Source organism: Paenibacillus sp. IHB B 3084 (genome assembly GCF_001447315.1).
Lineage (GTDB): Bacteria > Bacillota > Bacilli > Paenibacillales > Paenibacillaceae > Paenibacillus.
Window position 1 is genome coordinate 4642750 of record NZ_CP013203.1, and the last position, 24122, is coordinate 4666871.

The 24122-nt window shown below is 51.9% G+C and carries 15 protein-coding genes and 1 pseudogene; 14 read left to right on the plus strand and 2 right to left on the minus strand.

Translation table 11 applies throughout. The annotated features are described in order from the left end of the window. The first annotated feature begins 42 nt into the window (after positions 1-42). The 5 genes from prmA (at position 43) to ASL14_RS21800 (ending at position 4517) form a co-directional block, all read left to right on the plus strand. Positions 43-1008: a 50S ribosomal protein L11 methyltransferase gene (prmA, locus tag ASL14_RS21780; protein ID WP_134913425.1), complete on the plus strand. Its 966-nt coding sequence runs from the start codon at positions 43-45 to the stop codon at positions 1006-1008. Positions 1009-1010: 2 nt separating this feature from the next. Continuing rightward, entirely contained in the window at positions 1011-1703 is a 693-nt protein-coding gene (locus ASL14_RS21785; protein ID WP_134913426.1) for a site-2 protease family protein, read from the plus strand. Between the two features lie 164 nt (positions 1704-1867). After that, positions 1868-2632, plus strand: coding sequence for a 16S rRNA (uracil(1498)-N(3))-methyltransferase (locus ASL14_RS21790; RefSeq protein WP_134913427.1), 765 nt, complete (start codon positions 1868-1870; stop codon positions 2630-2632). 1 nt (position 2633) lies between these two features. After that, entirely contained in the window at positions 2634-3977 is a 1344-nt protein-coding gene (gene mtaB, locus ASL14_RS21795; RefSeq protein ID WP_134913428.1) for a tRNA (N(6)-L-threonylcarbamoyladenosine(37)-C(2))-methylthiotransferase MtaB, read from the plus strand. A 105-nt stretch (positions 3978-4082) separates the two neighbouring features. Further along, entirely contained in the window at positions 4083-4517 is a 435-nt protein-coding gene (locus ASL14_RS21800; RefSeq protein ID WP_134913429.1) for an NUDIX hydrolase, read from the plus strand. On the opposite strand, the gene ASL14_RS21805 is transcribed toward ASL14_RS21800, so the two are convergent. Continuing rightward, positions 4507-5529, minus strand: coding sequence for a Na/Pi cotransporter family protein (locus tag ASL14_RS21805; RefSeq protein WP_134913430.1), 1023 nt, complete (start codon positions 5527-5529; stop codon positions 4507-4509). The genes ASL14_RS21800 and ASL14_RS21805 overlap by 11 nt on opposite strands. 367 nt (positions 5530-5896) lie before the next feature. On the opposite strand from ASL14_RS21805, the gene ASL14_RS21810 reads away from it, so the two are divergent. The 6 genes from ASL14_RS21810 to ASL14_RS21835 all read left to right on the plus strand — a co-directional run bounded on the left by ASL14_RS21810 (position 5897) and on the right by ASL14_RS21835 (position 20462). Then, positions 5897-7276 carry a class I SAM-dependent rRNA methyltransferase gene (locus tag ASL14_RS21810; RefSeq protein WP_134913431.1) on the plus strand — a complete coding sequence of 460 codons (1380 nt, stop codon included), beginning with the start codon at positions 5897-5899 and terminating at the stop codon, positions 7274-7276. Positions 7277-7506: 230 nt separating this feature from the next. After that, positions 7507-11073 carry a helicase-exonuclease AddAB subunit AddB gene (addB, locus tag ASL14_RS21815; RefSeq protein WP_134913432.1) on the plus strand — a complete coding sequence of 1189 codons (3567 nt, stop codon included), beginning with the start codon at positions 7507-7509 and terminating at the stop codon, positions 11071-11073. Continuing rightward, positions 11070-15164, plus strand: coding sequence for a helicase-exonuclease AddAB subunit AddA (gene addA / locus ASL14_RS21820; protein ID WP_134913433.1), 4095 nt, complete (start codon positions 11070-11072; stop codon positions 15162-15164). The genes addB and addA overlap by 4 nt, the downstream gene beginning before the upstream one ends. 49 nt (positions 15165-15213) lie before the next feature. Beyond that, on the plus strand, positions 15214-16398 hold the full coding sequence (locus ASL14_RS21825; RefSeq protein WP_134913434.1) for an exonuclease SbcCD subunit D: 1185 nt from the start codon (positions 15214-15216) through the stop codon (positions 16396-16398). Then, on the plus strand, positions 16395-19793 hold the full coding sequence (locus ASL14_RS21830; protein WP_134913435.1) for an AAA family ATPase: 3399 nt from the start codon (positions 16395-16397) through the stop codon (positions 19791-19793). The genes ASL14_RS21825 and ASL14_RS21830 overlap by 4 nt, the downstream gene beginning before the upstream one ends. Positions 19794-20057: 264 nt before the next feature. Then, positions 20058-20462 carry a hypothetical protein gene (locus ASL14_RS21835; RefSeq protein ID WP_134913436.1) on the plus strand — a complete coding sequence of 135 codons (405 nt, stop codon included), beginning with the start codon at positions 20058-20060 and terminating at the stop codon, positions 20460-20462. A 272-nt stretch (positions 20463-20734) separates the two neighbouring features. Here ASL14_RS21835 and ASL14_RS21840 read toward each other — a convergent pair whose 3' ends face one another. Then, positions 20735-21682 carry a DMT family transporter gene (locus ASL14_RS21840; protein WP_134913437.1) on the minus strand — a complete coding sequence of 316 codons (948 nt, stop codon included), beginning with the start codon at positions 21680-21682 and terminating at the stop codon, positions 20735-20737. Positions 21683-21886: 204 nt separating this feature from the next. Between ASL14_RS21840 and ASL14_RS21845 the strand changes: the two are divergent. The 3 genes and pseudogenes from ASL14_RS21845 to rpsU all read left to right on the plus strand — a co-directional run bounded on the left by ASL14_RS21845 (position 21887) and on the right by rpsU (position 24120). Then, a pseudogene (locus tag ASL14_RS21845) lies at positions 21887-23255 on the plus strand (aminotransferase-like domain-containing protein). Between the two features lie 162 nt (positions 23256-23417). Next, entirely contained in the window at positions 23418-23777 is a 360-nt protein-coding gene (locus tag ASL14_RS21850) for a histidine triad nucleotide-binding protein (RefSeq protein WP_134913438.1), read from the plus strand. 169 nt (positions 23778-23946) lie between these two features. Next, positions 23947-24120 (plus strand): 30S ribosomal protein S21, encoded by a 174-nt coding sequence (rpsU, locus tag ASL14_RS21855; protein ID WP_005547957.1) that lies wholly within the window; start codon positions 23947-23949, stop codon positions 24118-24120. The last annotated feature ends 2 nt before the right edge of the window (positions 24121-24122 follow it).

Genomic DNA, 24122 nt, shown 5'->3' on the forward strand with positions numbered 1-24122 from the left:
CAATATAGAGTATGCATGTGAAATGAGGAGGAAATGAAAACCATGTTGTGGCATGAAATTACAATACATACAACCGAAGAAGCCGTCGAAATGATTTCGAATTTTCTGCACGAAGCAGGTGCGGGAGGGGTTTCCATTGAAGAATCCGGTTCGCTGAACAAACCACGCGATACGTCCTACGGACAGTGGTATGATCGGCCCTTGAATGACATTCCCGAGGGACAAGCGACCATCAAGGGGTATTTTGCTGAAGAAGTGGAGATGGACGGGATCCGTGCGCAAATTGAGCCACGCGTCGAAGAGTTGAGAACATTCGATATTGATCCCGGCGAGGTTCGGTATGAGCTGAAAACGGTCAACGAGGATGATTGGGCGAATGCCTGGAAGCAATATTTCAAGCCTTTGCGTGTGTCGGATCGTCTAACGATCAAACCTACTTGGGAAGCCTATGAGCCTGCCAGTGAAGATGAAAAAATTATTGAACTGGACCCCGGCATGGCCTTTGGCACCGGAACGCATCCCACAACATCACTTTGCCTGAGAGCGCTGGAATCAGTGATTAAGGGTGGAGAAGAAGTTATTGATGTGGGCACAGGCTCCGGCATTTTGGCGATTGGAGCCGTGCAACTGGGAGCGAAGCATGTACTGGCACTGGACCTTGATCCCGTAGCGGTATCCAGTGCGCGGGAAAATACCCATCTGAACGGACTGGAGGATCGCATTACTATTAAAGAGAGCGATCTGCTGTCTGTACTGAATGCGAGCGATCCGACGCTGGGTATCCAATTGCCAGTCAAGCTGGTGGTCGCTAATATTTTGGCCGAAATTATTCTGCTGTTTATTGATGATGTGTACAAGGCTCTGGAGCCAGGTGGTATTTATATCGCTTCAGGGATTTGGAAGAACAAAGAAGAGGTTGTCGAAAACGCATTGAAGGCGGCTGGCTTCGACATTGCCGAAACGTGCCGGGATGAGGATTGGCTGGCGTTTGTGGCGAGAAAGAGGTAACCATGGATTTTTTACAAAGTATTTTTCGTGTGAATTTAAATGTTCTTCCATTTTACTTGCTGGCTGTGATCATATCTTTTACAGTGCATGAGTTTGCACATGCGTATTATGCCAATAAATTTGGCGACCCCACAGCCAAGCTGCTTGGGCGCGTGACTTTAAATCCGGCCGTGCATATTGATCTGCTGGGTACGCTGTTGCTGCTGATCGGGGGCTTTGGCTGGGCCAAGCCTGTTCCGGTTAACCGTGACAATTTTAGCCGTCCGCGCCTCATGGGCATTATTGTTTCGGCTGCCGGTCCGCTGAGTAATCTGCTGCTTGCATTTGTTACTACATTGATCTATGCCATGCTCCTTCATTTTCAAGTGCTGCCGGGTATGGAGAACCAGCGGGTGGCTCAGGCGATCTATTTGTTTATCAATGCACTGATCAATTTGAATCTGTTTTTGTTTATCTTTAACTTGATTCCATTGCCTCCGCTGGATGGATACCGCATTGTGGAAGACGTAGCTCCAACTCCTGTGCGTCGTAAGCTTCAGCAGTTTGAACAGTGGTCCATCTTTATTTTTCTGCTTATACTGGTCATTCCGCAGGTTCGGGCTGTAACGATTGAACCTCTTTACATGCTGGCCCAGATGATCTATATCCAGTTTTTGCAGTTCTCTTTTTACATCACCGGATTATTTGGAGCCTAAGGGCTCCTTTTTTTACGAGAACAGATAGGTATTACGCGAATGGAAGAGGGAACAGACTGGTCATACAGGCGCAAAAGATGATATGATGTTGCATGGTGATTTATTCGGATTTTGTACAGAACGTCAGTGGATAACAGTTATTTTTAGAATAGGTGTGAGAGAGAATGCAGCGTTATTTTATTCCGGCAGAGCAGTTTCTGGAAGACCATGTGATCGTGGCGGGTGAGGATGCGCGACATATTGCCAAGGTCATGCGCGGTCGTAGTGGTGACAAAATTATAGTCAGTGACGGGATATCAAGGGAAGCGCTGGCTGCGCTGGATACGATAGAACAAGATCGTGTGACGGCGACGATCGTCGAGCCGCTGGAGATGACCTCCGAACCGCATGTGCAGGTCACCATTGCCCAAAGTCTCCCCAAGGGAGACAAGATGGAGACTGTTATGCAAAAATGTACAGAAATCGGAGCAGCGGGGTTTGTACCGTTTTTGTCCGAGCGTACGGTCGTGCAGTATGATGTCAAAAAGGAAGGCAAGCGACTGGAGCGCTGGCGCAAGATTGTGAAGGAAGCGGCTGAGCAAAGCCACCGTAACCGGATTCCGGAAATTAGCGCGCCGATGACGTGGAAGGAGCTGCTGGCTTCTTTTTCACAGTATGATTTGATATGCTATTGTTATGAAAAAGAGCAGGGGCGGCAGCTACGAGACGTGATTCGGCCTTTGGCAGGACAATGGACGTCGATGGACAAGCCGCGTGTTCTGCTAGTAGTGGGTCCGGAAGGCGGCTTCAGCGAAGCGGAGAGTCTGGAGGCCGAGCAGGCCGGGGCGCAGTCTACGGGGCTGGGAAGACGCATTTTGCGTGCGGAAACCGCAGGTATGGCTGCATTGGCTTGCATTTTATATGAGTCAGGGGAAATGGGAGGGGTTTAATATGCCGTCAGTGGCATTTTACACATTGGGTTGTAAGGTAAACTTTTATGATACAGAAGCGATTTGGCAACTGTTCAAAAATGAAGGCTATGAGCAGGTAGATTTTGATGAGCAGACAGCTGACGTCTACCTTATTAATACGTGCACCGTTACGAATACCGGCGATAAAAAGAGTCGTCAGATCATTCGCCGTGCGATTCGTCGGAACCCAGATGCCATTGTGGCAGTGACGGGCTGTTACGCCCAGACTTCTCCTGCCGAAATTATGGATATTCCTGGTGTCGATCTCGTTATTGGTACACAGGATCGGGACAAAATTATTCCGTTTGTTCAGGAGATTCAGGAGTCGCGCCAACCAGTGAATGCTGTGCGCAATATTATGAAAACGCGCGTGTTCGAGGAAATGGACGTACCTGATTTTGCTAACCACACACGTGCGTTTTTGAAAATTCAGGACGGCTGCAACAATTTCTGCACCTTCTGCATCATTCCGTGGTCGCGTGGTTTGTCCCGCAGCCGCGATGCCGCGAGTATTATGACTCAGGCGCGTCAATTGGTGCATGCGGGTTATAAAGAAATTGTGCTCACAGGCATTCATACAGGTGGTTATGGTGACGACATGGACAATTATGACCTGTCCGATCTGCTGTGGGATCTGGAGAAGGTGGAAGGGCTGGAGCGTATCCGTATCAGCTCGATTGAAGCCAGCCAGATAGATGAAAAAATGCTCGATGTGCTGAATCGTTCCACCAAGCTGGTGCGTCATTTCCACATTCCACTTCAGGCGGGAGATGACACCGTACTGAAACGGATGCGCCGTAAATACACAACCGAAGAGTTTTACAATAAAATGCTCATGATTCGCAAGGCGATGCCGGATGTGGCGATTACGACAGATGTTATTGTTGGCTTCCCTGGGGAGACGGACGAAATGTACCGCAACGGCTATGAGCTGATGAAAAAAATCGGCTTCTCGGAAATGCATGTGTTTCCTTATTCCAAGCGCAGTGGCACACCTGCGGCACGTATGGAGGATCAGGTGGACGAGGACGTGAAAAATGCACGTGTGCATGAGCTGATTGATCTGTCGGAGCAAATGCAGTTGGCTTATGCAGAGAAGTTTGTCGGTCAGGTGCTGGAGGTCATTCCGGAAGTTGCGCCGAAAGGGACCGAAGATAGCGGCATGCTTCACGGTTACAGTGACAATTACATTCAATTGGTGTTTGAAGGTACTGAGGATCTGGTTGGCAAGGTGTGCCGCGTGAAGCTGACGAAGGCGGGCGTTAATGAAAGTGAAGGCCAATTGGTCCGTGTGCTGGAGAATGGACTGCAAACAGCCCTATAATAACTAAAAAAAGCCTGAACAGGCAATAGAGATGGCAAACAAGGATTTCGCCTTTCCTTACAGGGAGGACGGAATCCTTGTTGCGCAAGGAAAGGGGATTACAGGATGGCAGCAAAAAAGGAAATTTCCGCAGGCGGTGTTGTGTACCGTAAACAGGGGGAGCAGCTTGAAATTCAGCTGATTACCGACCGATACGGCAAGGTCTCCTTGGCTAAAGGCAAGATGGAGCCGGGAGAAACGATCGAACAGACGGCTTTGCGTGAAATTCGTGAGGAAACAGGGCTGAACGGACGGATTATCCAGCATGTAGATATGATTGCTTATACGTATCAGCATCCTGAATTTGGGGAAGTGGACAAGGAAGTTCATTATTATCTCGTAGAGGCACTGGATGGGGATTTACAGGCACAGATTGAAGAAATTAAAGGTGTTGCGTGGCATACGCCTGAGGAAGCATGGCGTCTCCAGCGCCAAGGCGGATATGACAACAATGATGTCATTTTGAGCAAGGCGCTGTCCATGCTTGGAATTAACGTTTGATGATGTTGGGAGACATACGATTCTCTAAACGTGTCCATACAGGTAAATAGCAGACTGGCAAGACAAGCAGAGAGCTGATCACGTTAAACAGGGTTTGGGCATGAGCGACCTTGGCTCCCGGCTCGGCGGATATCCAGGCGGCTGCCATTTCCAGCCCGGGGATCAGCGGCATAAACAGCAACGCCCCGCCTACGTTCAGCAGTACATGGGACCAGGCCACAAATTTGCCGGATACGCTGCCGCCAACAGCGGCAATCAGGGCCGTCACGCAGGTGCCGACATTGGAGCCGATAACGATGGCGATACCTACATCCGCTGGCAAAGCTCCCGCAGCCGCAAGGCTGATCGCCATGCCAATAACGGCGGCGCTGCTGTGAACCAGTGCGGTCAGGCATGCTCCGGCGGCGAAGGCCCACCACATGTTGGCTGCGGCGTGGTCAAGAAACCAGCGGAACAGCCCGGCCTGCTCAATCCAAGGGCCGACTGTTTGCATCACTCGGATACCCGCAAGGATCAGCGAAAATCCGGCAAAGGCGAGGCTGATATATTGTACAGCCTGTGATCGGCTGAGTTGATTGGGGCTGGATGGTGGCCCGGCAGACGCATACTGGCGGCTGGAGACAGCCTCGCCCCACATGATGGCGGCACTCCAGCAAAGCAGCGAGCCGCAGAGCAGCGGAACAGCCAGTTTACCTAGCTGGAGCCCCATCAGCTCGGTGGTCAGACAGGTACCAATATTGGTGCCGAGGATAATGCCGAGCGTGCGGCCGTAGGTCAACAGCCCGGCGTTGACCAGTCCGATGGTCAGTACCGTTACAGCGGTGCTGCTTTGCAGCAGGGCGGTAATACCTGAGCTGAACAGCATGCCCCGCCAAGGGGAAACGGTGGCCCGGTTCAGCCAGCGCGTGAGGAAGGGGCCCGCCAAATGCCGGAGGGCCGCTTCCATCAGCTTCATCCCGCCCAAAAAAATAAGCAGCCCGCCGCACAGCGGCAAAATAACATGAATAAACACGGGCGTAGCCCCTTTTCTAAGGTTATTAATTGAATTGCGCTTATGTAACAGCCTATGATCTGTCGAGGACAGCCATGACAAGCATGACCGAGCTGTTTTTTTAGGAAAACGAAAATTTTTATAGAACTTCACAAGCTTTAAAATGTGACGTCGATATAAAGGCGGGCAGTAGCGGAGCGGTTCATTTGAATCTGAAGAAGCGTAGCGTTCGCCTTTGCAGGGGGATTCTTACCATTAAATCATTTATAAAATCCAGAGAATCCCCCTGCAACAGCGATCGTAAGATCAAATGAACCGCGGAGCCGCGCCCCATCGAACACCACATTTTTAAGGACTTTGAGTAATCCAAGAATGGGAGTGAAAGACTTTGCCTTCAGTAATATTGGAACGCAGCCGCAAAAAAAGGCTGGAGCACGCGCACCCCTGGGTGTTTAAAAATGAAATAGCCAAGGTGGAGGGTGAACCGGAGGCAGGTGATCTGGTCAATATCGTAAACCATCAGGGCCGTTATTTAGCGACGGGTTACTATAATCCAGCCTCACAAATTACGGTGCGTGTGATGTCCTACGAGCCGCTGGAAGCGATGGATCAAAGCTTTTTTGCCAAACGCTTCCGCGATTGTCTGGAGCACCGTGAACGTTTTGTGACCGGGGGAGACGCGTATCGGCTGGTATACGGCGAGGCTGATTTTTTACCCGGGCTGATTGTAGACCGTTTTGGCGACGTGTTGGTCGTACAATTGTTAACGCTCGGTATGGATCGCCGCAGGGAAGAAATCAGGGATGCACTCGTTGAATTGATTGGTCCTGTCGGTATATATGAGCGCAGTGATGTGTCTATCCGCGAGTTGGAGGGACTGGAACAGACCAAAGGGCCTTTATATGGCGACTGCCCGCGTCATGTTGTGGTAACGGAAAATGGCTTGCATATCAAGGTTGATATCGTTGAGGGCCAGAAGACAGGCTACTTCTTCGACCAGCGTGAGAATCGTGCGGCGATTGCGCCGCTGATGACGGGCTGGGGAGGACGCAGCGGAATTACGCTACAGGAAGTAGCAGCAGAACAGGGTGACGTTGGCACAGCGGTCATGAAGCCTGTGAACAAAAGCGGCAAGGTTGTGGAGTTTCCATTCTGGGATGGCGCAACCGTGCTGGAGTGCTTTTCACATACGGGAAGCTTTACGCTTAATGCCTGCAAATACGGTGCTAAAAAAGTAACCTGTCTTGATATTTCCGAGCACGCGATTGAAAGCGCACGGGATAATGTCAAGCTGAACGGATTTGAGGAACGCGTGGAGTTTGTAGTGGACGATGCTTTCCAATATTTGCGCAATCAGGTTAAAGGTGTAGAGGAACGCACCGTGCGGGCCGGAGGTAAAGGAGATACATCCAAGCCGCTAACAGCAGGGGGCGGACGTACCTTTGATGTAGTTATTCTTGATCCACCAGCCTTTGCGAAAACAAAGAATGCGGTCAAAGGAGCTACGCGGGGATATAAAGATATTAATCTGCACGGGATGAAGCTGGTCAATGAGGGCGGCTATTTAGTGACTGCGAGCTGCTCATTCCATATGCGGCCGGAGCTGTTTCTGGACGCGATTAAGGAAGCGGCGGCAGATGCCGGAAAAATCCTCCGTCTGGTGGATTGGAGAGCGGCTGGCAAGGATCATCCCCAAATTTTAGGTGTGGAAGAAGGCCATTATTTGAAATTCGCCATTTTTGAGGTGCGCAGTCGAACACAACTGTAGAATTTATAGACTGTTAACCGCATTATAAGGTAGCGGATCAAGTAGATTAGGCTCGTTTTATCCATAAATCAGTCCTGTAGAGAAGGCATACAACAAGCCTGCTTGCGGGACTGTTTGTTTTTTGAGGGAGGATAAAATGCTACAAGATGGCAAACGTACGTTCTTTTCTCCCTTGCCTCATATGCTATACTGTTGAATAGAATGTTGTTCGTTGGAAAGGAGGCCGCATCATGTCGGTCCGTTTGTTAATTGGCCGCTCAGGCAGCGGCAAAAGCACGTTAATCCGTCGTGAAATGACGGCTATGCTACGCGAGGAACCGCTAGGTAAGCCTATGCTGTTACTTGTGCCGGAGCAATCGTCATTTGCTTCCGAGCATGCGCTGCTTACAGAAGCCGGAAACGGTATTCAGGGGACGGTGCGCGCCCAGGTCATGGGATTCCATCGTCTTGCCTATTTGGTCATGCAGGAAACCGGGGGTTCGGCGTTGGTACCTGTGACGGCGGAAGGCAAGAAGATGCTTTTATATAAAATTATTCGTCGTCGCAAGGATGAACTGAGTTTATTTAAGGATTCGGGAGACCAGTTGGGCTTTGTGGATCGGTTAAATACGCTGTTTACGGAGCTAAAGCAGTACGGAAATGATACTCAGTCAGTACCGGAGCAACTGGAGCGAATGAATGCGGCGGGGGAATCGACTCCGATTTTGCGCGGTAAGCTCAAGGATATCAGTTTGATCTATGAGGATTTTGAAAGAGAGCTGGCGCTTAAATATATTGACGGCGAGGATACGCTGCGTATGCTGGCAGAGCAGATTGCCGAATCTTCCATTGTACGTGGAGCGGATATTTGGATGGATGGCTACCGCAGGTTTACGCCGCACGAATACAAGGTGGTTGAGCAGCTTATGCTGCACGCTTCTTCGTTGACGGTCGCGCTGACCTGCAACCGCAGCTACGAGAGTGGACAGCTTCCGCATGAACTGGATTTATTTCATCCTGCGGCGGCTACCTATGTAAAGCTTAAAGGGATGGCAGACGAGCTGATGATCGATACGCAGACACAATTGCTGCGACCTGATCCGCTTCCGAGATTTAAGGGCCGTCCGGCGTTGGCGTATCTGGAGGCAGATTTTGAACGTCGCGCAGGGCATCGGAATCAGGAACGACCCATTCGTCAGCAGCAGATGCGGGAGCAATGGAAGGACAAGCAGCCAGAAGAAATCAAACTGTATGCGGCAGCGAACCGACGTGTGGAGCTGGAGGGTGCAGTGCGCGAAATGCGCCGCCTGGCCCGAGATGAGGGAGCACGTTATCGGGAAATGGCGCTGTTCGTACGCCAGATTGAGGATTATGAGCCGTGGGTGGAGCCGATATTCAAACAATATGAGGTTCCGGTATTTCTGGATCAGCGCAGAAACGTATTGCATCATCCATTGGTGGAAATGATTCGAGCTTCGCTGGATATCGTTCAGCGGCGTTGGCGGTACGAGGATGTATTTCGAGCGGTCAAAACGGATCTGCTGTTGCCACAGGATGGACGGGTCAGCCGTGAGGATATGGATCGTCTGGAAAATTACGCATTGGCCTGTGGGATACAGGGCAGCCGCTGGACAGACGGACGGCCTTGGCAGGCGGTACCCAGCCTTTCGCTGGAGCTGGAGGAACAGGAGCGAAATCGTCAACGGGACGAAACACTGGATCTAATGGAGCTGTGCCGCGATGTGATCGTGACGCCTTTACGTGCGTTTGAGAAACGTCTGGGTAAGGCTCGTACTGCACTTGAGAAGTGTGAAGCGGTGTACTTGTTGCTGGAGGATGCGGAAATTGGGCATAAGCTGGATGAATTGATCCATCAGGCTGAGGAAGTGGGAAATCCCGAGCAGGCGAAGGAGCATCGTCAGGTATGGGATGCGGTGCTTGAGCTGTTGGATCAGATCGTCGAAATGATGGGTGACGAGAAGCTGGACACTTCTTTGTTTGCAGGTGTGCTGGAAACGGGGCTGATAGAATACCGCATGGGTCTTGTTCCTCCAGCTCTGGATCAGGTGCTGGTCGGAAACACAGACCGTACACGTATAGCGGGAATTCAGCATACCTTTGTGCTGGGTATGAATGAAGGTGTAATGCCGGCTGTATTTCATGAAGACGGTGTGCTGAATGAGCAGGAACGGACCGCCTTGAATGAACGGGGCGTGGAACTGGCGCCGGATATGACAAGACGTCTGCTGGATGAACGTTTTCTTGCGTATACGGCGCTCACGTCAGCCGGAAGCAGTCTGTGGATGAGCTACGCTGTGACCGACGAAGAGGGCAAGTCGTTGTTGCCGTCAGAGTTAGTACGGCATGTCCGTCAACTGTTCCCTGCTCTGGAAGAGCACCCGTTGGCTGCATATCCTTTGCCTCGGGACCCATGGGCAACGCAATGGGAGTATGCTTCCCATCCGTCCGAGGCATTGCCGCAGCTGATCGCGCAATGCCGGCAATGGCGGCATGGTGGAGAGATTTTATCTCCCTGGTGGGAGGTATACAACTGGTATGCGGGCCAGCAGGGGCGTGAAAAGGACAAGCTGCGTCAGTTGCTGACCTCACTTTTTTACGAAAATCATGCCGAAATGCGGAAGGAAACGAGTCGTCGTCTGTACGGCAGCAAGCTGCGTACCAGCGTATCCCGTATGGAACGTTTTGTCGCTTGTCCGTTTTCGCATTTTGCTTCCCATGGTCTTCGCTTGAAGGAGCGCCAAATGTATCGGCTAAAGGCACCGGATATCGGGCAGCTGTTCCATGCGGCGCTCGGAGAGATGGCGATGAATTTACGTAAACGAAATGTGAGCTGGGGCAGTCTCAGCACAGAGGAATGCCGACAAGAGGCGGAATCGACGGTGGAGCGTTTGGCTCCCCGCCTGCAAGGCGAGATTTTAATGAGCTCCAAGCGGTACGGGTACATTTTGCGCAAGCTGAAAGACATTGTGAGTCGGGCTTCGCTGATTTTGGGTGAGCATGCGCGTAGGGGCAGCTTTGAGCCACTGGAGCTGGAGCTGGGTTTTGGGCCGGGAGAAAAGCTTCCTCCTTTGACCTTTCGACTGGACAACGGTGTGGTGATGGAAATCGTCGGACGAATTGACCGCGTGGATGTGGCAGAGGGAGAACAAGGCTTGCTTTTACGCGTCATTGATTACAAATCCAGCCAAAAGGACCTCAAGCTGCATGAAGTGTACTATGGCTTGTCCTTGCAAATGCTCACGTACCTGGACGTGCTGCTGAATGCGGCGGAGGAATGGCTTGGCGAGACGGCTTATCCGGCAGGTACGCTGTATTTTCACGTCCACAATCCGATGTTGCAGTCGCCGAATGGTCTTAGCGCGGAACAGGCCCGTCAGGAGCTTCTAAAACGCTTCAAGATGAAAGGGCTATTGCTGGCGGATCGTGATGTGGTTGGACAAATGGACACGGCACTGGACAAGGGGTATTCCTCCATTTTGCCAGTTGCGGTAAAGGCGGACGGCAGCTTTTACAGCAGTGCGTCTGTCGCTTCGCCGGAACAGTGGGATAGCCTGCTGGCTTCGGTACGCGATAATATCCGAACGATTGGGACACGCATGACAGAGGGCGACGTGGCGATTGAACCTTATCGTATCCAGCAAGAGACGGCATGCACCTTCTGTTCTTTCAAACCTGTCTGTCAATTTGACGACAGTCTGGAGGGCAGCGGCTACAACCAATGGGGGAAACCCGACAAGGATCAGATCTGGAATCTGCTCGGTCATACACAGGAAGGGAAAGGAGGAATGAACCCATGATAAGTACATCAAGCACCAACGGCATACCTAAGCCGGAAGGTAGTATGTGGAGTGATGACCAGTGGCGTGCGATTTCCGAATCCGGCAACAACATGCTGGTAGCGGCAGCGGCGGGGTCTGGTAAAACAGCGGTGCTGGTAGAGCGCATTATTCGTAAAATCGTCGATCCCCGGCTCGGTTTCAGCGTGGATCGGCTGCTGGTAGCGACCTTTACGAAGGCTGCCGCCGCCGAAATGCGCCAACGTATCCGCGAAGCCTTGGAACGTGTGCTGGAACAGGAGCCAGATAGTGAGCATGTACGTCGCCAGCTATCGCTACTAAATCGAGCCTCGATAACGACGCTCCACTCTTTTTGTATGGAGGTCATTCGCAGGCATTATCAGGCCATTCCCCTCGATCCCGGTTTTCGGATTATGAATGAGCATGAGACGGAATTGCTGCGTCAGGAGCTGCTGGAAGAACTGTTTGAGGAAAAGTATGAGGCTAACGATGAAGGTAGCACGTTTCGCAGACTGGTGGACTGGTTTAGCGGTGAGCGTACAGATGATGCGATGTATGTGCTTGTTCAGCGCTTGTATGATTTTTCGCAAAGTCATCCCTGGCCGGAGCATTGGCTGAGGGAGACGGCAGCAGCGTTCCGTGTAGAAGATGTGGCGGCTTTGGGAGAAACTCCTTGGGTCCGCAGCATTTTGGCGGATGCGGCACTTTCGCTGCGCGGAGCAGCAAGCCTGCTGGAGCAGGCGTATGAGACGGCTATGCAGCCCGGCGGCCCTGCGCCCTATGCAGTGACGCTGCAAGAGGATGCGGCGATGGTGAAGGGACTATTGCAGGAGCTGGAGACACAGCCGTGGGCATCGCTGTATGATCACTTTCAGATCGCGGCCTTTGGCAAGCTCAAGCCGGTCAAAAAGGATCAGACCGAGCCTGCATTGCAGGAGCGGGTCAAGGCGCTCCGTGAGGCAGCCAAAAAAATGATCACGGATATGAAGGCTTCCCTGTTCGGCAGGAGGGCAGAAGCCTATTTGGAGGAACTGCATGGGGCGGCTCCTCTGATGGACGCACTGGTGGAGACCGTTATTTTATTCGGCGAACGATTTCAACAGCACAAGCAGTCCAAAGGGATGGTGGATTTCGGGGATTTGGAGCACTATTGTCTAAAAATATTACGTCATCCCGACTCCACTCCGCACAGACTGCTGCCTTCGGACGCTGCGCTCGAATACAAGGAGCAATTCGACGAGGTGCTATTGGATGAGTATCAGGATACGAATACGGTACAGGAGGATATCGTCAGACTGGTATCCCGTGAAGAGCCGGGTAACCGTTTTATGGTAGGGGACGTGAAGCAGAGTATTTATCGGTTTCGGCTGGCGGAGCCGGATCTGTTTTTGAACAAATACCAGCGATACGGTATGCAGGAACAGGAAGAGGGCTTTTTAATTGATCTGGCGCGTAATTTCCGCAGTCGGGTGGAAGTTGTCGATGCGGTCAATTTGGTGTTTCGGCAAATCATGAGCGTGGATGTGGCGGAAATTGAATACGATGAACGGGCATGGCTGGCGCATGGTGCTTCCTATCCTGAGCAGACGCAAAAGGATGCCACATCCCCATATGCACCTGAACTGCTGTTAGTTGATAAAGGCGGGCGCGGTCTTTCGGAGGCTCCGGAGCTGTCCGAAACGGGTGATGAGTCCGCTTTACAGGAAGGCGAAATGGCTGAGCTTGCTGAGCTGGAAACGGCACAATTGGAAGCTCGCGCAATCGCGCAACGGATTAAGGAGCTGACGGGAGATACAGGCCAACCGTTGTTGATTTATGACAAAGGGTTAAAAGCGATGCGTCCAGCAGTCTTCGGTGATATTGTCATTTTGCTCCGTTCGGCAAGCGTATGGGCACCGCTGATTGTAGAGGAACTGCGTCTTGAGGGCATTCCGGCATCCGGGGAGCAGACGACAGGCTTTTTCAAAGCAACGGAAGTTGAGGTCATGCTGTCTCTGCTACACATTATTGATAATCCGCAGCAGGACATCCCGCTGGCATCTGTGCTTCGTTCACCGATTGTAGGCTTAACCGAGGATGAGTTGGCACAAATCAGGCTGCAAAAGCCAGACGGATTATTTTATAGCGCTCTGCTTGCGGCGGCTGAGGCTGACCCTACACAGGATAGTGAAAATGGAACGTCCAGCGACATGCTGGAATTGGATCTTTTCGCTGGAGATTCGACAGATGCCTCAGATATGGATGACAGGAATAGCGGAAATACGTTGCCTGACCGACTGCGTTCGTTTTTGCACGATTTGGAAGCGTGGCGGCAGGAAGCCAGACAAGGCAGCTTGAGTGCATTGATTTGGCGTTTGCTGGAGGAAACGGGATATCTGGATTGGGTAGGTGGATTGCCTGGCGGCTCTCAACGTCAAAGTAATTTGCGGGCGCTGTATGACCGGGCGAGACAGTATGAGACTTCTACCTCTAACCGGGGCCTGTTCCGGTTTTTGACCTTTATTTCCCGTTTGCGAGAGCGAGGCGGTGATTTGGGTTCATCCAGTGGCGGTACTGAACCCGATCAGGCTGTGCGCATTATGACGATTCACAAGAGTAAAGGACTAGAATTTCCTGTTGTGTTCATCGCCGGAACGGCTAAAATGTTCAATCAGCAGGATCTGAATGCGCCGTTTCTGATGCATAAGGAGCTGGGGTTTGGTCCCAAATATGTGGAGGAACAAAATCGGGTCAGCTACCCGACGCTGCCTAATTTGGCGATCCGTCGACGCTCCCAGCTGGAGCTGCTGGCTGAAGAAATGCGGGTGCTGTACGTGGCGCTTACGCGTCCACGTGAAAAACTTATTATGACAGGAACGGTGAAGGATCTCGCTGCACGCGCAGCGGGTTGGGCACGTGCCAAAGAGCATACGGAGACAGTTTTACCCGATTATATGCTGGCGGCAGGCCGCAGTTATCTGGACTGGGTAGGTCCTGCGTTGATCCGACATCCTTCTGCTGCTGTACTTAGAGAAGCGGCAGGGGATCAGGAGGGGTACTATCACAGGCTGGAATATATGCCAGGCGGGGATTGGCTATTCAGAATCATAGCTTCGGAGAGTCTTTCCGGCTCTCGTTTGAATTTGGACTCTGACGAGGAGATCGTTAATGAAGAGCGTCAGGAGAAGACGGAAGCATTGAAAAATGCCGAGCCGATCGATACAAGGAGGCTCTCATCCGACTCCGCATCGGTTAGTCCAACGGATATTACAACAAGGGTTGATTCAGATATTGCCGCTGCGCTTTCCTGGTCCTATCCGTATGAACGGGCAAGCAAGACGGCGGCGAATACAACGGTCACCGAAATGAAAAGATGGCTGGCGATGCAGGAAGCTGGATCGGAGGATTGGCTGAATCTGTCTTCTTTCCAGGTAGCGGAGTTACCAGAGGAGATGGAAGATTCTCAGACTGGGGGAAATCGACTACACTTGCGCAGACCCAAATTTATGGGCAATCGGCGATTGACGCCGACGGAACGTGGAACGGTGTACCATACGCTGTTTCTCCATTTGCCACTGGTTGGTGTGATGAGCGCCGAGGTGATTGAGGAAACGAAGGCTCGTCTGTTGAACCAGCGCTTATTGCTGGATGTTCAGGCGGAGGCCTTAGATACCGATAAAATATTGCGCTTCTTCACCGGCGAGCTGGGTCGCAGATTGCTGGAGGCATCCCACGTTCAGCGTGAGCTTCCGTTCACCTATACGATAGGAGCCGTTGATTTTTGGAGCCGCAGCTTGCCGTCGATGTTGTCTGCGCAGGAAATAGAGTCAGGACCCGAGCAACAGGAGGAAAACATGACGTCAGTGCCTGGTCACGATGACAGAGTGCTGATGAATGGGATTATTGACTGCCTGTTTGAAGGGCCGGAAGGGCTGGTTTTGCTTGATTACAAAACAGACCGGGTTTCCGAATATAGGACGGTGCCTCATTTAACGGAGCAATATCGTTTTCAACTGGAGCTGTACGCCCATGTGATCGAAGATATTACAGGTCAAAGGGTTGCTGAAAAGTGGTTGTATTTTCTGGAGGCTGGGGAAAGTGTGCGATTGTAGCTATTTAATATTTAATGGACGAAATAGATAGGGAGAGAGGAGGAACAGCATGCGGATTTTGCATACGGGAGATTGGCATTTGGGGAGAACGCTGGAAGGGCGCAGCCGTTTGAAGGAGCAGGAGGCGTTCCTGGAAGAATTGGCGAAAATGGCTGACGATCAGCAGGCGGATCTGATTATGATGGCTGGAGACGTGTACGACTCGGTCAATCCTCCAGCCGCTGCCGAGCAGCTATTTTATGAAACGTCTGCCCGTTTAACGGCTGGAGGAAGACCTTTGGTCGTTATTGCGGGTAATCATGATCAGCCGGAACGGGTATCCTCGGTTACGCCACTGGTGAGCCAGCGCGGAATTACGTTGCTGGGGCTGCCTAGCGAGGAAGCGGTGCGGATTCGCACACCGCGTACAGGAGAAATGGCGTGTATCGCAGCCTTGCCTTATCCTTCGGAGTCCCGCCTGAATGAGCTGTTGTCCGAGGACGGAGACGAAACGGTGTTGCGAGAGGCTTACAGCCGTCGTGTGGGGATGCTGATGGCACAGCTCGGTACGGCGTTTCGGCCTGACACCGTTAATCTGTCCATGAGCCATATTTATGTGCTTGGCGGGCTGGAGTCGGATTCGGAGCGTCCGATTCAGGTCGGGGGCGCGTATACAGTAGATCCGTCTGCACTAAGCATCGGGGCGCAATATACGGCTTTGGGGCATTTGCACCGTCCTCAATATGTGAAGGGGGACGGGCTGATGCGCTATAGCGGATCTCCGCTGGCTTATAGCTTTTCCGAAGCAGGGCAGGCCAAATCGGTCACGCTCATTGACGTGGTCGCAGGCAAGCCCGCACAGGTCGAGGAGCTGTATATTACGAGTGGACGGCCTTTAGTGAAATGGCGTGCACGGGGAGGTCTGGAAGAGGTGTATCGCTGGCTGGACGAAGGGCTGGATGCGGACGCCTTTATTGACCTGGAAATTACGCTGGAGGAAGCGATGTCTCTGGGAGATATTCAGCGGCTACGTAAAAGCCGTGAAGGCATCATTCACATCCGCCCGATGTATCCTGAAATGGCGGCGGCGCAGTTGGAGCATCAGCGCTCAGAGCTTCCGGTTCACGAGCTGTTTCGGGCTTTTTATCAACGGCAAACGGGCGGCGCACAGCCGGATGACGGACTGGTGCAGCTATTTTTGGAGTTGGTGGAGCAGGATGATGCAAGGGACCAGCCCGAGGAGGAGGATGTATGAAACCGATTCTTCTGAAATTGGCGGGGTTGCAAAGCTACCGGGAGTCGCAGGAAATCCATTTTGACGAATTAACCGAAACCGGGCTATTTGGAATCTTTGGCCCGACAGGCAGCGGTAAATCGACGTTGCTGGACGCGATTACGCTGGCTATGTACGGCAAGGTGGAGCGGGCGGTAAATGGGACACAGGGCATTATGAATCATGCCGAGGACACGCTGTCCGTCGCGTTTACGTTCGAATTGATGTCAGCCCAAGGGCCTCGTCGTTATCGTGTGGAGCGCCGATTCAAACGGGCTGGAGGCGTATCGGTGAATAATACGCTTAGCCGATTTATCGCGTTCACGGAGGACGGCGAGGAAGTGCTTGCTGACAAGGTGCAGGATGTGACCCGTTGTGTGGAGGAGTATATCGGCCTGAAAATGGACGATTTTACACGTGCTGTCGTATTGCCACAGGGGAAGTTTGCCGAATTTTTATCATTAAAGGGCAGTGAACGCAGACAGATGCTACAGCGTTTGTTTCACTTGGAAAAGTACGGAGATCAACTTGCACAAAAACTTAGTCGACGTGTGAAGGACAATGACGCTGCATTGAAAGCGCTGGAAGCGGAGCAGCAAGGTCTGGGCGATGCAGGTGCCGAAGCGCTTGAACAGGCAAAGCAACGTCTCAAAGAGACCGTGACCCATGCAGAGGTTTCGCGCCGCGAGCTGGAACGGGTGACGCGCGAGACGGAGGCACTGAGCAAAATCCGTGAGCTGGTTATGGAGCGCAGCCGCCGGGCGAACGAGCTGGAACAACTGGCGGCATGGGAGCCGAACATTGCTTCGCTGGAGCGTAAGCTCCGTCAGGCCTCCGCAGCCGAGGCTTTGCTGCCTGCGCTGACGGATTGGAAGGAAGCTGCTGCTGAAGCGGATAAGCGACGGAAGGCAGCGGAAGAAGCGGCGGTGCAGGCGACATCGGCGCAGGAGGCTGCGGTTTTGTCTGTGCAAGCCGATGAACAGGCCCGGCAGTCTCTGAGTGTAGAGGAGCCGAAGCTGTTGCTTCGAATCGATCAATTGGAGCAGGCGCTGCAACTGGAGCGTGATACGAAAGCATTGCAGACAGAACGGAACCGTCTGGCGGCAGAGCTTGCGCAGAGTGAGCAAACCCTTGCTACATATGCTGAAGGACTTGCCAAGGAACAAGAGCTGCAAGCGCGAGGATCGAAGCGGCAGCAGGAGCTTCAACAGGAATTGAAGCAAAATGAAGTGCGTGCAGATGAACGACGAATGCTTCAAGAGGCCGTGCAACGGCTTCAACAACTGGAGACGGCGGATGAGCAGCTGCGCGAAGCAGAACAGGAGTGTGTCACGCAGGAGCAACGGCTTGCCCAGGCTGACGAACGTCTGAAGCTGACGGAGCAGGAGACACTTGAGGCGGAGGTACGACGTTCCGCCCTTGCCGTGCAGGCGGCTGAGGGTATCGAGGCGCTGCTTACGCTAGAGGCAGAGATCACCGCCGATGTGTCCGCGCTGGCTGCCGAGGAAGAGCGGCTTCGCCATGAGCTTCGCGCCGAGGAGCTGGGCCGCCTCGCGCAGCACCTCGCCGGCGAGTTGCGCGAGGGCGAGCCGTGCGCGGTGTGCGGCTCGCTGCACCACCCCGCGCCCGCCGCCACCACGACCCACGGCGCGGATGCCGCCGCGCCGGACGAGCTGCACCGCCTGCGGCTAGGCTTGCAGGAGCTGCGCCTTACGCTGCGTCAGCAGCTGCACGAGCAGCGCAGCCTGCTGGCGCAGCCCACCGCCGCAGACGCCAGCGGCGCGGCCGCCACGGGCGAGCCGGCCGCGTCCACCGCAGCGCCAGCCGCGCCGCGCGGTGCTGCGGCCTGGGCGGAGCGCTGCGCGGCGCTGGAGCAGGCGGCAGCTAAGCTTGCCGCCCGTGCGCGTGCGCTGCCTGCAGAGGCGCACGCGTTACGCGAGGCGGACGCCGCCGGACAGCAGCGGCGTATTCGCGCAGCCGCCGAGCAAGAGGCGGCTGTTGCAGCGCTAACGCAGGCGCGGAGCAAGCGCGAGGCGTGCACCACGCGCAGCGGGGCATTGCGCGCCGAATGGGCGGCGCAGCTGCCGGACGTCGCTCCGGGCGAAGCCGCGGAGCGCTACCGCGCCATGCAGGAGCGCGACGCGCTCGCGGAAGAGCTGCGGTCCCGGCTGGAGACGAGCGTGACTTTCCTGGAGGAGAAGGCGGCACGTGTTCAGCAGATCCAGCAAAGCATCATTGAGGAAGACAAAATCATTATTGCCCGTCGTACCGGACTCCAAAACAAAGATGATTCGCTGCGTGAAAAAATGGTGCAGCTCCGCAAGTGGGTTGGAGAAGACCATGCGGATTCCTTGCTGGAAGAAGCGAACTCACGCCTTCGGGGGCTGAAAAACGGAGCTGAGACCGCTGCACGCCGCCGCGCTGAAGCGGAGGAACGCAAGCAGCAAGCCGTTCATGCTTCGCTAATTGCCCGGCAGGCATCCGATTCGGCAGAAGAAAGACGGCAGGTATCGGAGTCCCGCTGGAGTAATCGTTTGGAAGCCTCCCCTTTTGCTACGGAAGCAGAGGTCGTGGAATGCTGTCTCGAGCCGGAGGAAGCCGCACGTTATGAACGTGAAGTGAGTCTGCACCGGGAACGTGAAAAAGAGCTGTCCTCCCGTTTAAAACATGTGGAAGAACAGCTGGATGGAGCAACAGTGACCGAGGAACAGTGGGAATCGGCCGCCGCACAGCTGCGTGATTGCCGTGCACGCGACGAAGAGGCACTCCAGAATCGTGCCAAGGCTGAGCGTGATTTGGAGGATTTGCAGCATCGGCATGTCCGCTGGATGGAGCTGGAGTCCAATCGCGCTCATTTGCGCAGCGAGGCAGAAAAGATGTCCAAGCTCCAGTCCGTTTTCCGGGGCAACGCCTTCGTCGAATACATTGCCGAGGAGCAGCTAATGCAGGTCAGTCAGTCGGCTTCACGCCGTTTACGTTTTCTGACCAAGCAGCGTTATGCGCTAGAGGTAGACTCCAGCGGTGGCTTTGTCATTAGTGACGATGCCAACGGCGGAGTCAAGCGTCCGGTATCGACCTTGTCCGGCGGGGAAACATTCCTGACCTCCTTGTCGCTTGCGCTCGCGTTGTCGGCCCAGATTCAATTGCGCGGCCAATACCCGCTGCAATTTTTCTTTCTGGATGAAGGCTTTGGAACGTTGGACCCTGAACTGCTGGATACCGTCATCACCTCGCTGGAAAAACTGCATCACGATCAACTGTCAGTCGGCGTGATTAGCCATGTGCCCGAGCTACGGGCTCGTCTGCCGCGTAAGCTGGTCGTTCTTCCCGCAGAGCAGGCCGGAGGCGGCTCCCGCGTGGTTATGGAAACATTTTGAAGCGACGTGATACAGATCACAGATACAGTTTCAAAGTATTGTTATAATACAGTTAAGCCGACAAGTTAATCATACAGCACCCCGGCGGACGTATGCTGCGGAAGGAAACTTCCCGTCATACGTCCGTTCAGAGGGGCTCTGCCAAGAGCCTCCGGGGTGCTTCTTTTTTTGTTTGCAAGCCGGAATTCGCCCAATTTGATGTAACACATAGCCCATTTTTGAATAACATACGGTATACATGCAAGAGCCTAGGAGGAAACAACCATGGAAAAAAGCCTGACGAACGTAAAAGGGATAGCACCGGAAAAAACGGATGCCAAAACGCTATGTCAACAGCATATGCACCGCTACGTATGCGTATGGGTGAAGGATGGAACGATGTATGACGGAATTGTGGAGCATGTGGATGATGAAAAAATATATTTGGCAGTTCCAATGGGCGAAGCGGAGAACGTAAATCTCCCTTATCCGCCTAACAATTGCGGCTGTGGTTCCCGTGCTTATGGCGGCTTTGCATCCTACCCACCATATCCGTACCCCGCTCCGGTACCAGGCTATGGATATGGATATGGATATGGATATGGATTCCCGTATAGACGTCGGCGCTTTAACCGTCTGATTCTGCCGCTTGCTGCGCTGACCGCGATCAGCCTACTGCCTTATTATTAAACCCCATTTCTTTAATCGCCCTAGTGTGTATCCTCTCAGTCCTCTTCTAACCATCCATAGTCACTTTCTTAGATGTGCAGCTATAGCACAAGCGACTTACTGAAGCATTCATACATCATGACATACTTAAGGCTGCTTCTTCCGGTGAGAAGAAACAGCCTCTTTTTTTACCTATGCCATTCCAGATTTAATCTCAACATGCGATCTACCTCATAACATGCTCTCTGCTATCTCGACAATCATTCTTTTCCAGCTCACTTCTCTAAGAGTGATTACGTCTTAAGCGTATCTGCACGAAGCGGTACTGTCTTTTTCCGGCCCAAATAATTGGTTCCGATCACCCCGGCTATAATCAGTAGTGAGCCAATCAGATGATACACTGTTATCTTTTCTCCAATAAACAAAGCCCCGGCTGCGATAGACACGATGGTCGACAGATTGGTAAATACGCTCATTTTTGACGCCTCTATTTTCGACAAAGCATAATTTGCAGTCAGTGAAGTGATAAGCGAGGCCACCACGCCAAGATATATAATGGACAGTACAAAGGTACCGTTGCTGGACAAGCCTACAAATGTGCCCAGTGTCCCACTTTGAATATGGTTAGTGATCGATATGGCCAGAAATGTAATAAATCCGATGCCCATCATAAAGTAACTGATTTCCGCCGGACTAAAATGCTTCGAAAGAGAGCGTGCCAAAACGCTGTATCCGGCAAACGCTACACACGTCAGGAAGAGCATGGAGAGCCCGCCCAAATTGGACAAGTTAAAGCTGCTTCCTTTCATGATAAAGATGAACACAACGCCGAAAACAGATAAAAAGATCGACAGCTTCTGTAAAAGGGTCGTTGTTTCTTTTAAAAATAGGGAAGCAATGATCATTGTTACAACGGGTGTGAAGGCATACATAATACCTCCCTCGGCGGAAGTTGCGTGCTGTAATCCAAATGCTTGTAGGGTGAAAAAACCCAATGGGTACATTAGAGCCAGCAGCAGTGCTTTAAATAAGGGTTTGCCCCGATAAGACAGCTTGATCCACCCCAAGGCCACCGGAATGGACAGGACTATAAAAGAAGCCGCAAACCGATAAGTCAGCGTATCGATCGGATGGGCATGCACTAGTGCCATTTTAGTAAATAAAAACGAAAATCCAATAATTGCAGCATTCAGCACCGCAAAGAAATAAGCCAGTTTTAATCCTTTGGTTTGGGTGTCCATAAGTTGCCTACCTCTCTTTCATGCTTCGGGACCATGTTTGTGAACGTCCTCTCCGATGAACTAAAGGTACAACAATGGACGAGTCTGTGGGATATCAAATTATCATAACTGTATCGGTACAATTTTATGAAATGGGGCATCCTTATTATCCATAAAGCATGTTAATATCAACCGTATAAAGAAGTAGCAGAAATAGAAAATGAAATAAGCAGGCAGGAGGATCATTGTGAAAAATATATTTCGATTCTATTGGATATAGAGCTTAAAATCCGTGAAGGGCAATACAGCTCGGGTCAAAAGCTGCCTTCTATCCGGGATGCTTCAGAATTGTACCAGTGCAGCAAAAGCACGATTTTGCGGGCATATGCCGAACTTGAAAAGAAGCACGCCATTTATTCCATTCCGCAAAGCGGATATTATGTGGTGGAGAACTCCGGAGATTTGCGTCATAGCCATAGCCATATTCAGGCCTCGATTGATTTTGCTTCGGCCTCCCCGGATTTAAACGTATTTCCGTATCTGGACTTTCAGCACTGTCTGAATCAGGCTATTGATACGTACAAATATCATCTGTTCACCTACGGAGATTCGCAAGGACTGGAGACATTGCGTCATACGCTCGTTTCTCACTTGGCCGATAATCAGGTATTTGCAAAAATGGAGCGGATTATCGTCACTTCTGGTGTTCAGCAGGCACTGGAAATCCTTGCAAAAATGCCGTTTCCAAACGGCAAAAGGACGGTTTTGGTGGAGCAGCCGAGCTACGATATTTATTTGCGTTTTCTGGAGGGAGAGAGTATACCCGTCAGCACCATCGCCAGAACTGCGGCAGGTATGGATTTGCAGGAATTGGAGAACCAATTTAAGAACGGGAGCATCAAGTTTTTTATACCATGTCAAGATATCATAATCCACTGGGACCTCCTACAACACAGAGGAACGCAAGGCTATAGCCGTATTAGCTGCCAAATACGATGTGTTCATCGTGGAGGATGATTACATGGCTGATTTGGGGATCGACCACCTGTTCGATCCTATATATGCGTACGATCAGACAGACCATGTTATTTATTTAAAAAGCTTCTCGAAAATCATTTTCCCAGGCTTGCGCTTAGGCGTGGTGGTTTTGCCGGAAATCCTGTTAAAGACGTTCAGCGCATACAAAAGATACGTCGACACCTCCATTTTATCTCAGGCCGCACTCGATATTTATATTAAAAATGGAATGTATGAACGCCACAAGCACACGATATGCAGCCTGTATGCGGAACGCATTCGCATTTTAAACCAGGCAGTAGAGCGATATAATCAGGACGGCGTGATTGAAGTGTCGGCTGTAAGCTCGGGAGTGTATATGCAGTTGAAGCTACCCCGGACGGTGAACATGGAGCGTTTGGTACAGCGTCTTGCCGTGAGGAAGGTGCTGGTGGTATCCGGTAAAGGATTTTATTTATCCGATTATAAGGAACACGAAAAGTTTTTACGCATCAGTATTTCGCGTGCTCAGCCGGATCAAATTGATGAAGGGGTAAAAGCTATTATAGAGGAAGCGGGGAGAGGGAACTGGTATTAAGCCCCTTTTTCCGTTATGATACATATAGAAACATAGGTATAACAAACCATAACTGTATATGTTCAATTCGGTTGTGGGGAAATACATAACTTTGATTGCCGAGAGCATGGGTTCTGCACTTTCGAACCTGATGATCGGCTCACTGCCAAAGGAGGGTTTTGAATGGACGATCTGTTTTTGAAAATTGTGGATGGAACCATCCCCAGCAAAAAAGTGCTGGAAACCGACAATGTGCTCGCATTTCATGACATCCAGCCTGCGGCGCCAGTACACGTGCTCATTATTCCGAAGAAATATATTCCTTCAATGAATGCTGTGACAGAGGAGGATCTGCCTTTGATTGCGGAGATTCATCGTGTTGCGGTTGAGGTGGCGAAAAAACTGGGTGTTGCTGAATCGGGTTACCGGTTGATTAACAACTGCGGTCCGGATAGCGGGCAAGCGGTTGGACATCTACATTATCATCTGTTGGGCGGTGCCCCATTGGGTGCCTTGACGGGTATTTCGGACTCACATTCTTAAAAATGACAGTGCTTGTCTTTCAGTAATACGGCGTGAATGGAGAAATATGTATCCATTATTTATTCATTTTTTCTTATAGGTTGACACCCGGTTTCCGTTTCACCTATAATAAAATTTGATGAACCGTGTTATTGCTCTTGGACGGTCTGGTCGGAGGGAGGGAAAACTGGTGTCTGAAACTAAAGTTCGCAAAAACGAGACAATTGATGCTGCACTTCGTCGCTTTAAACGTTCCATTGCTAAGGATGGCGTATTGGCTGAGGTGAAGAAACGCAAGCATTATGAAAAGCCAAGCGTAAAGCGCAAGAAAAAGTCCGAGGCTGCTCGTAAGAGAAAGTTCTAGGA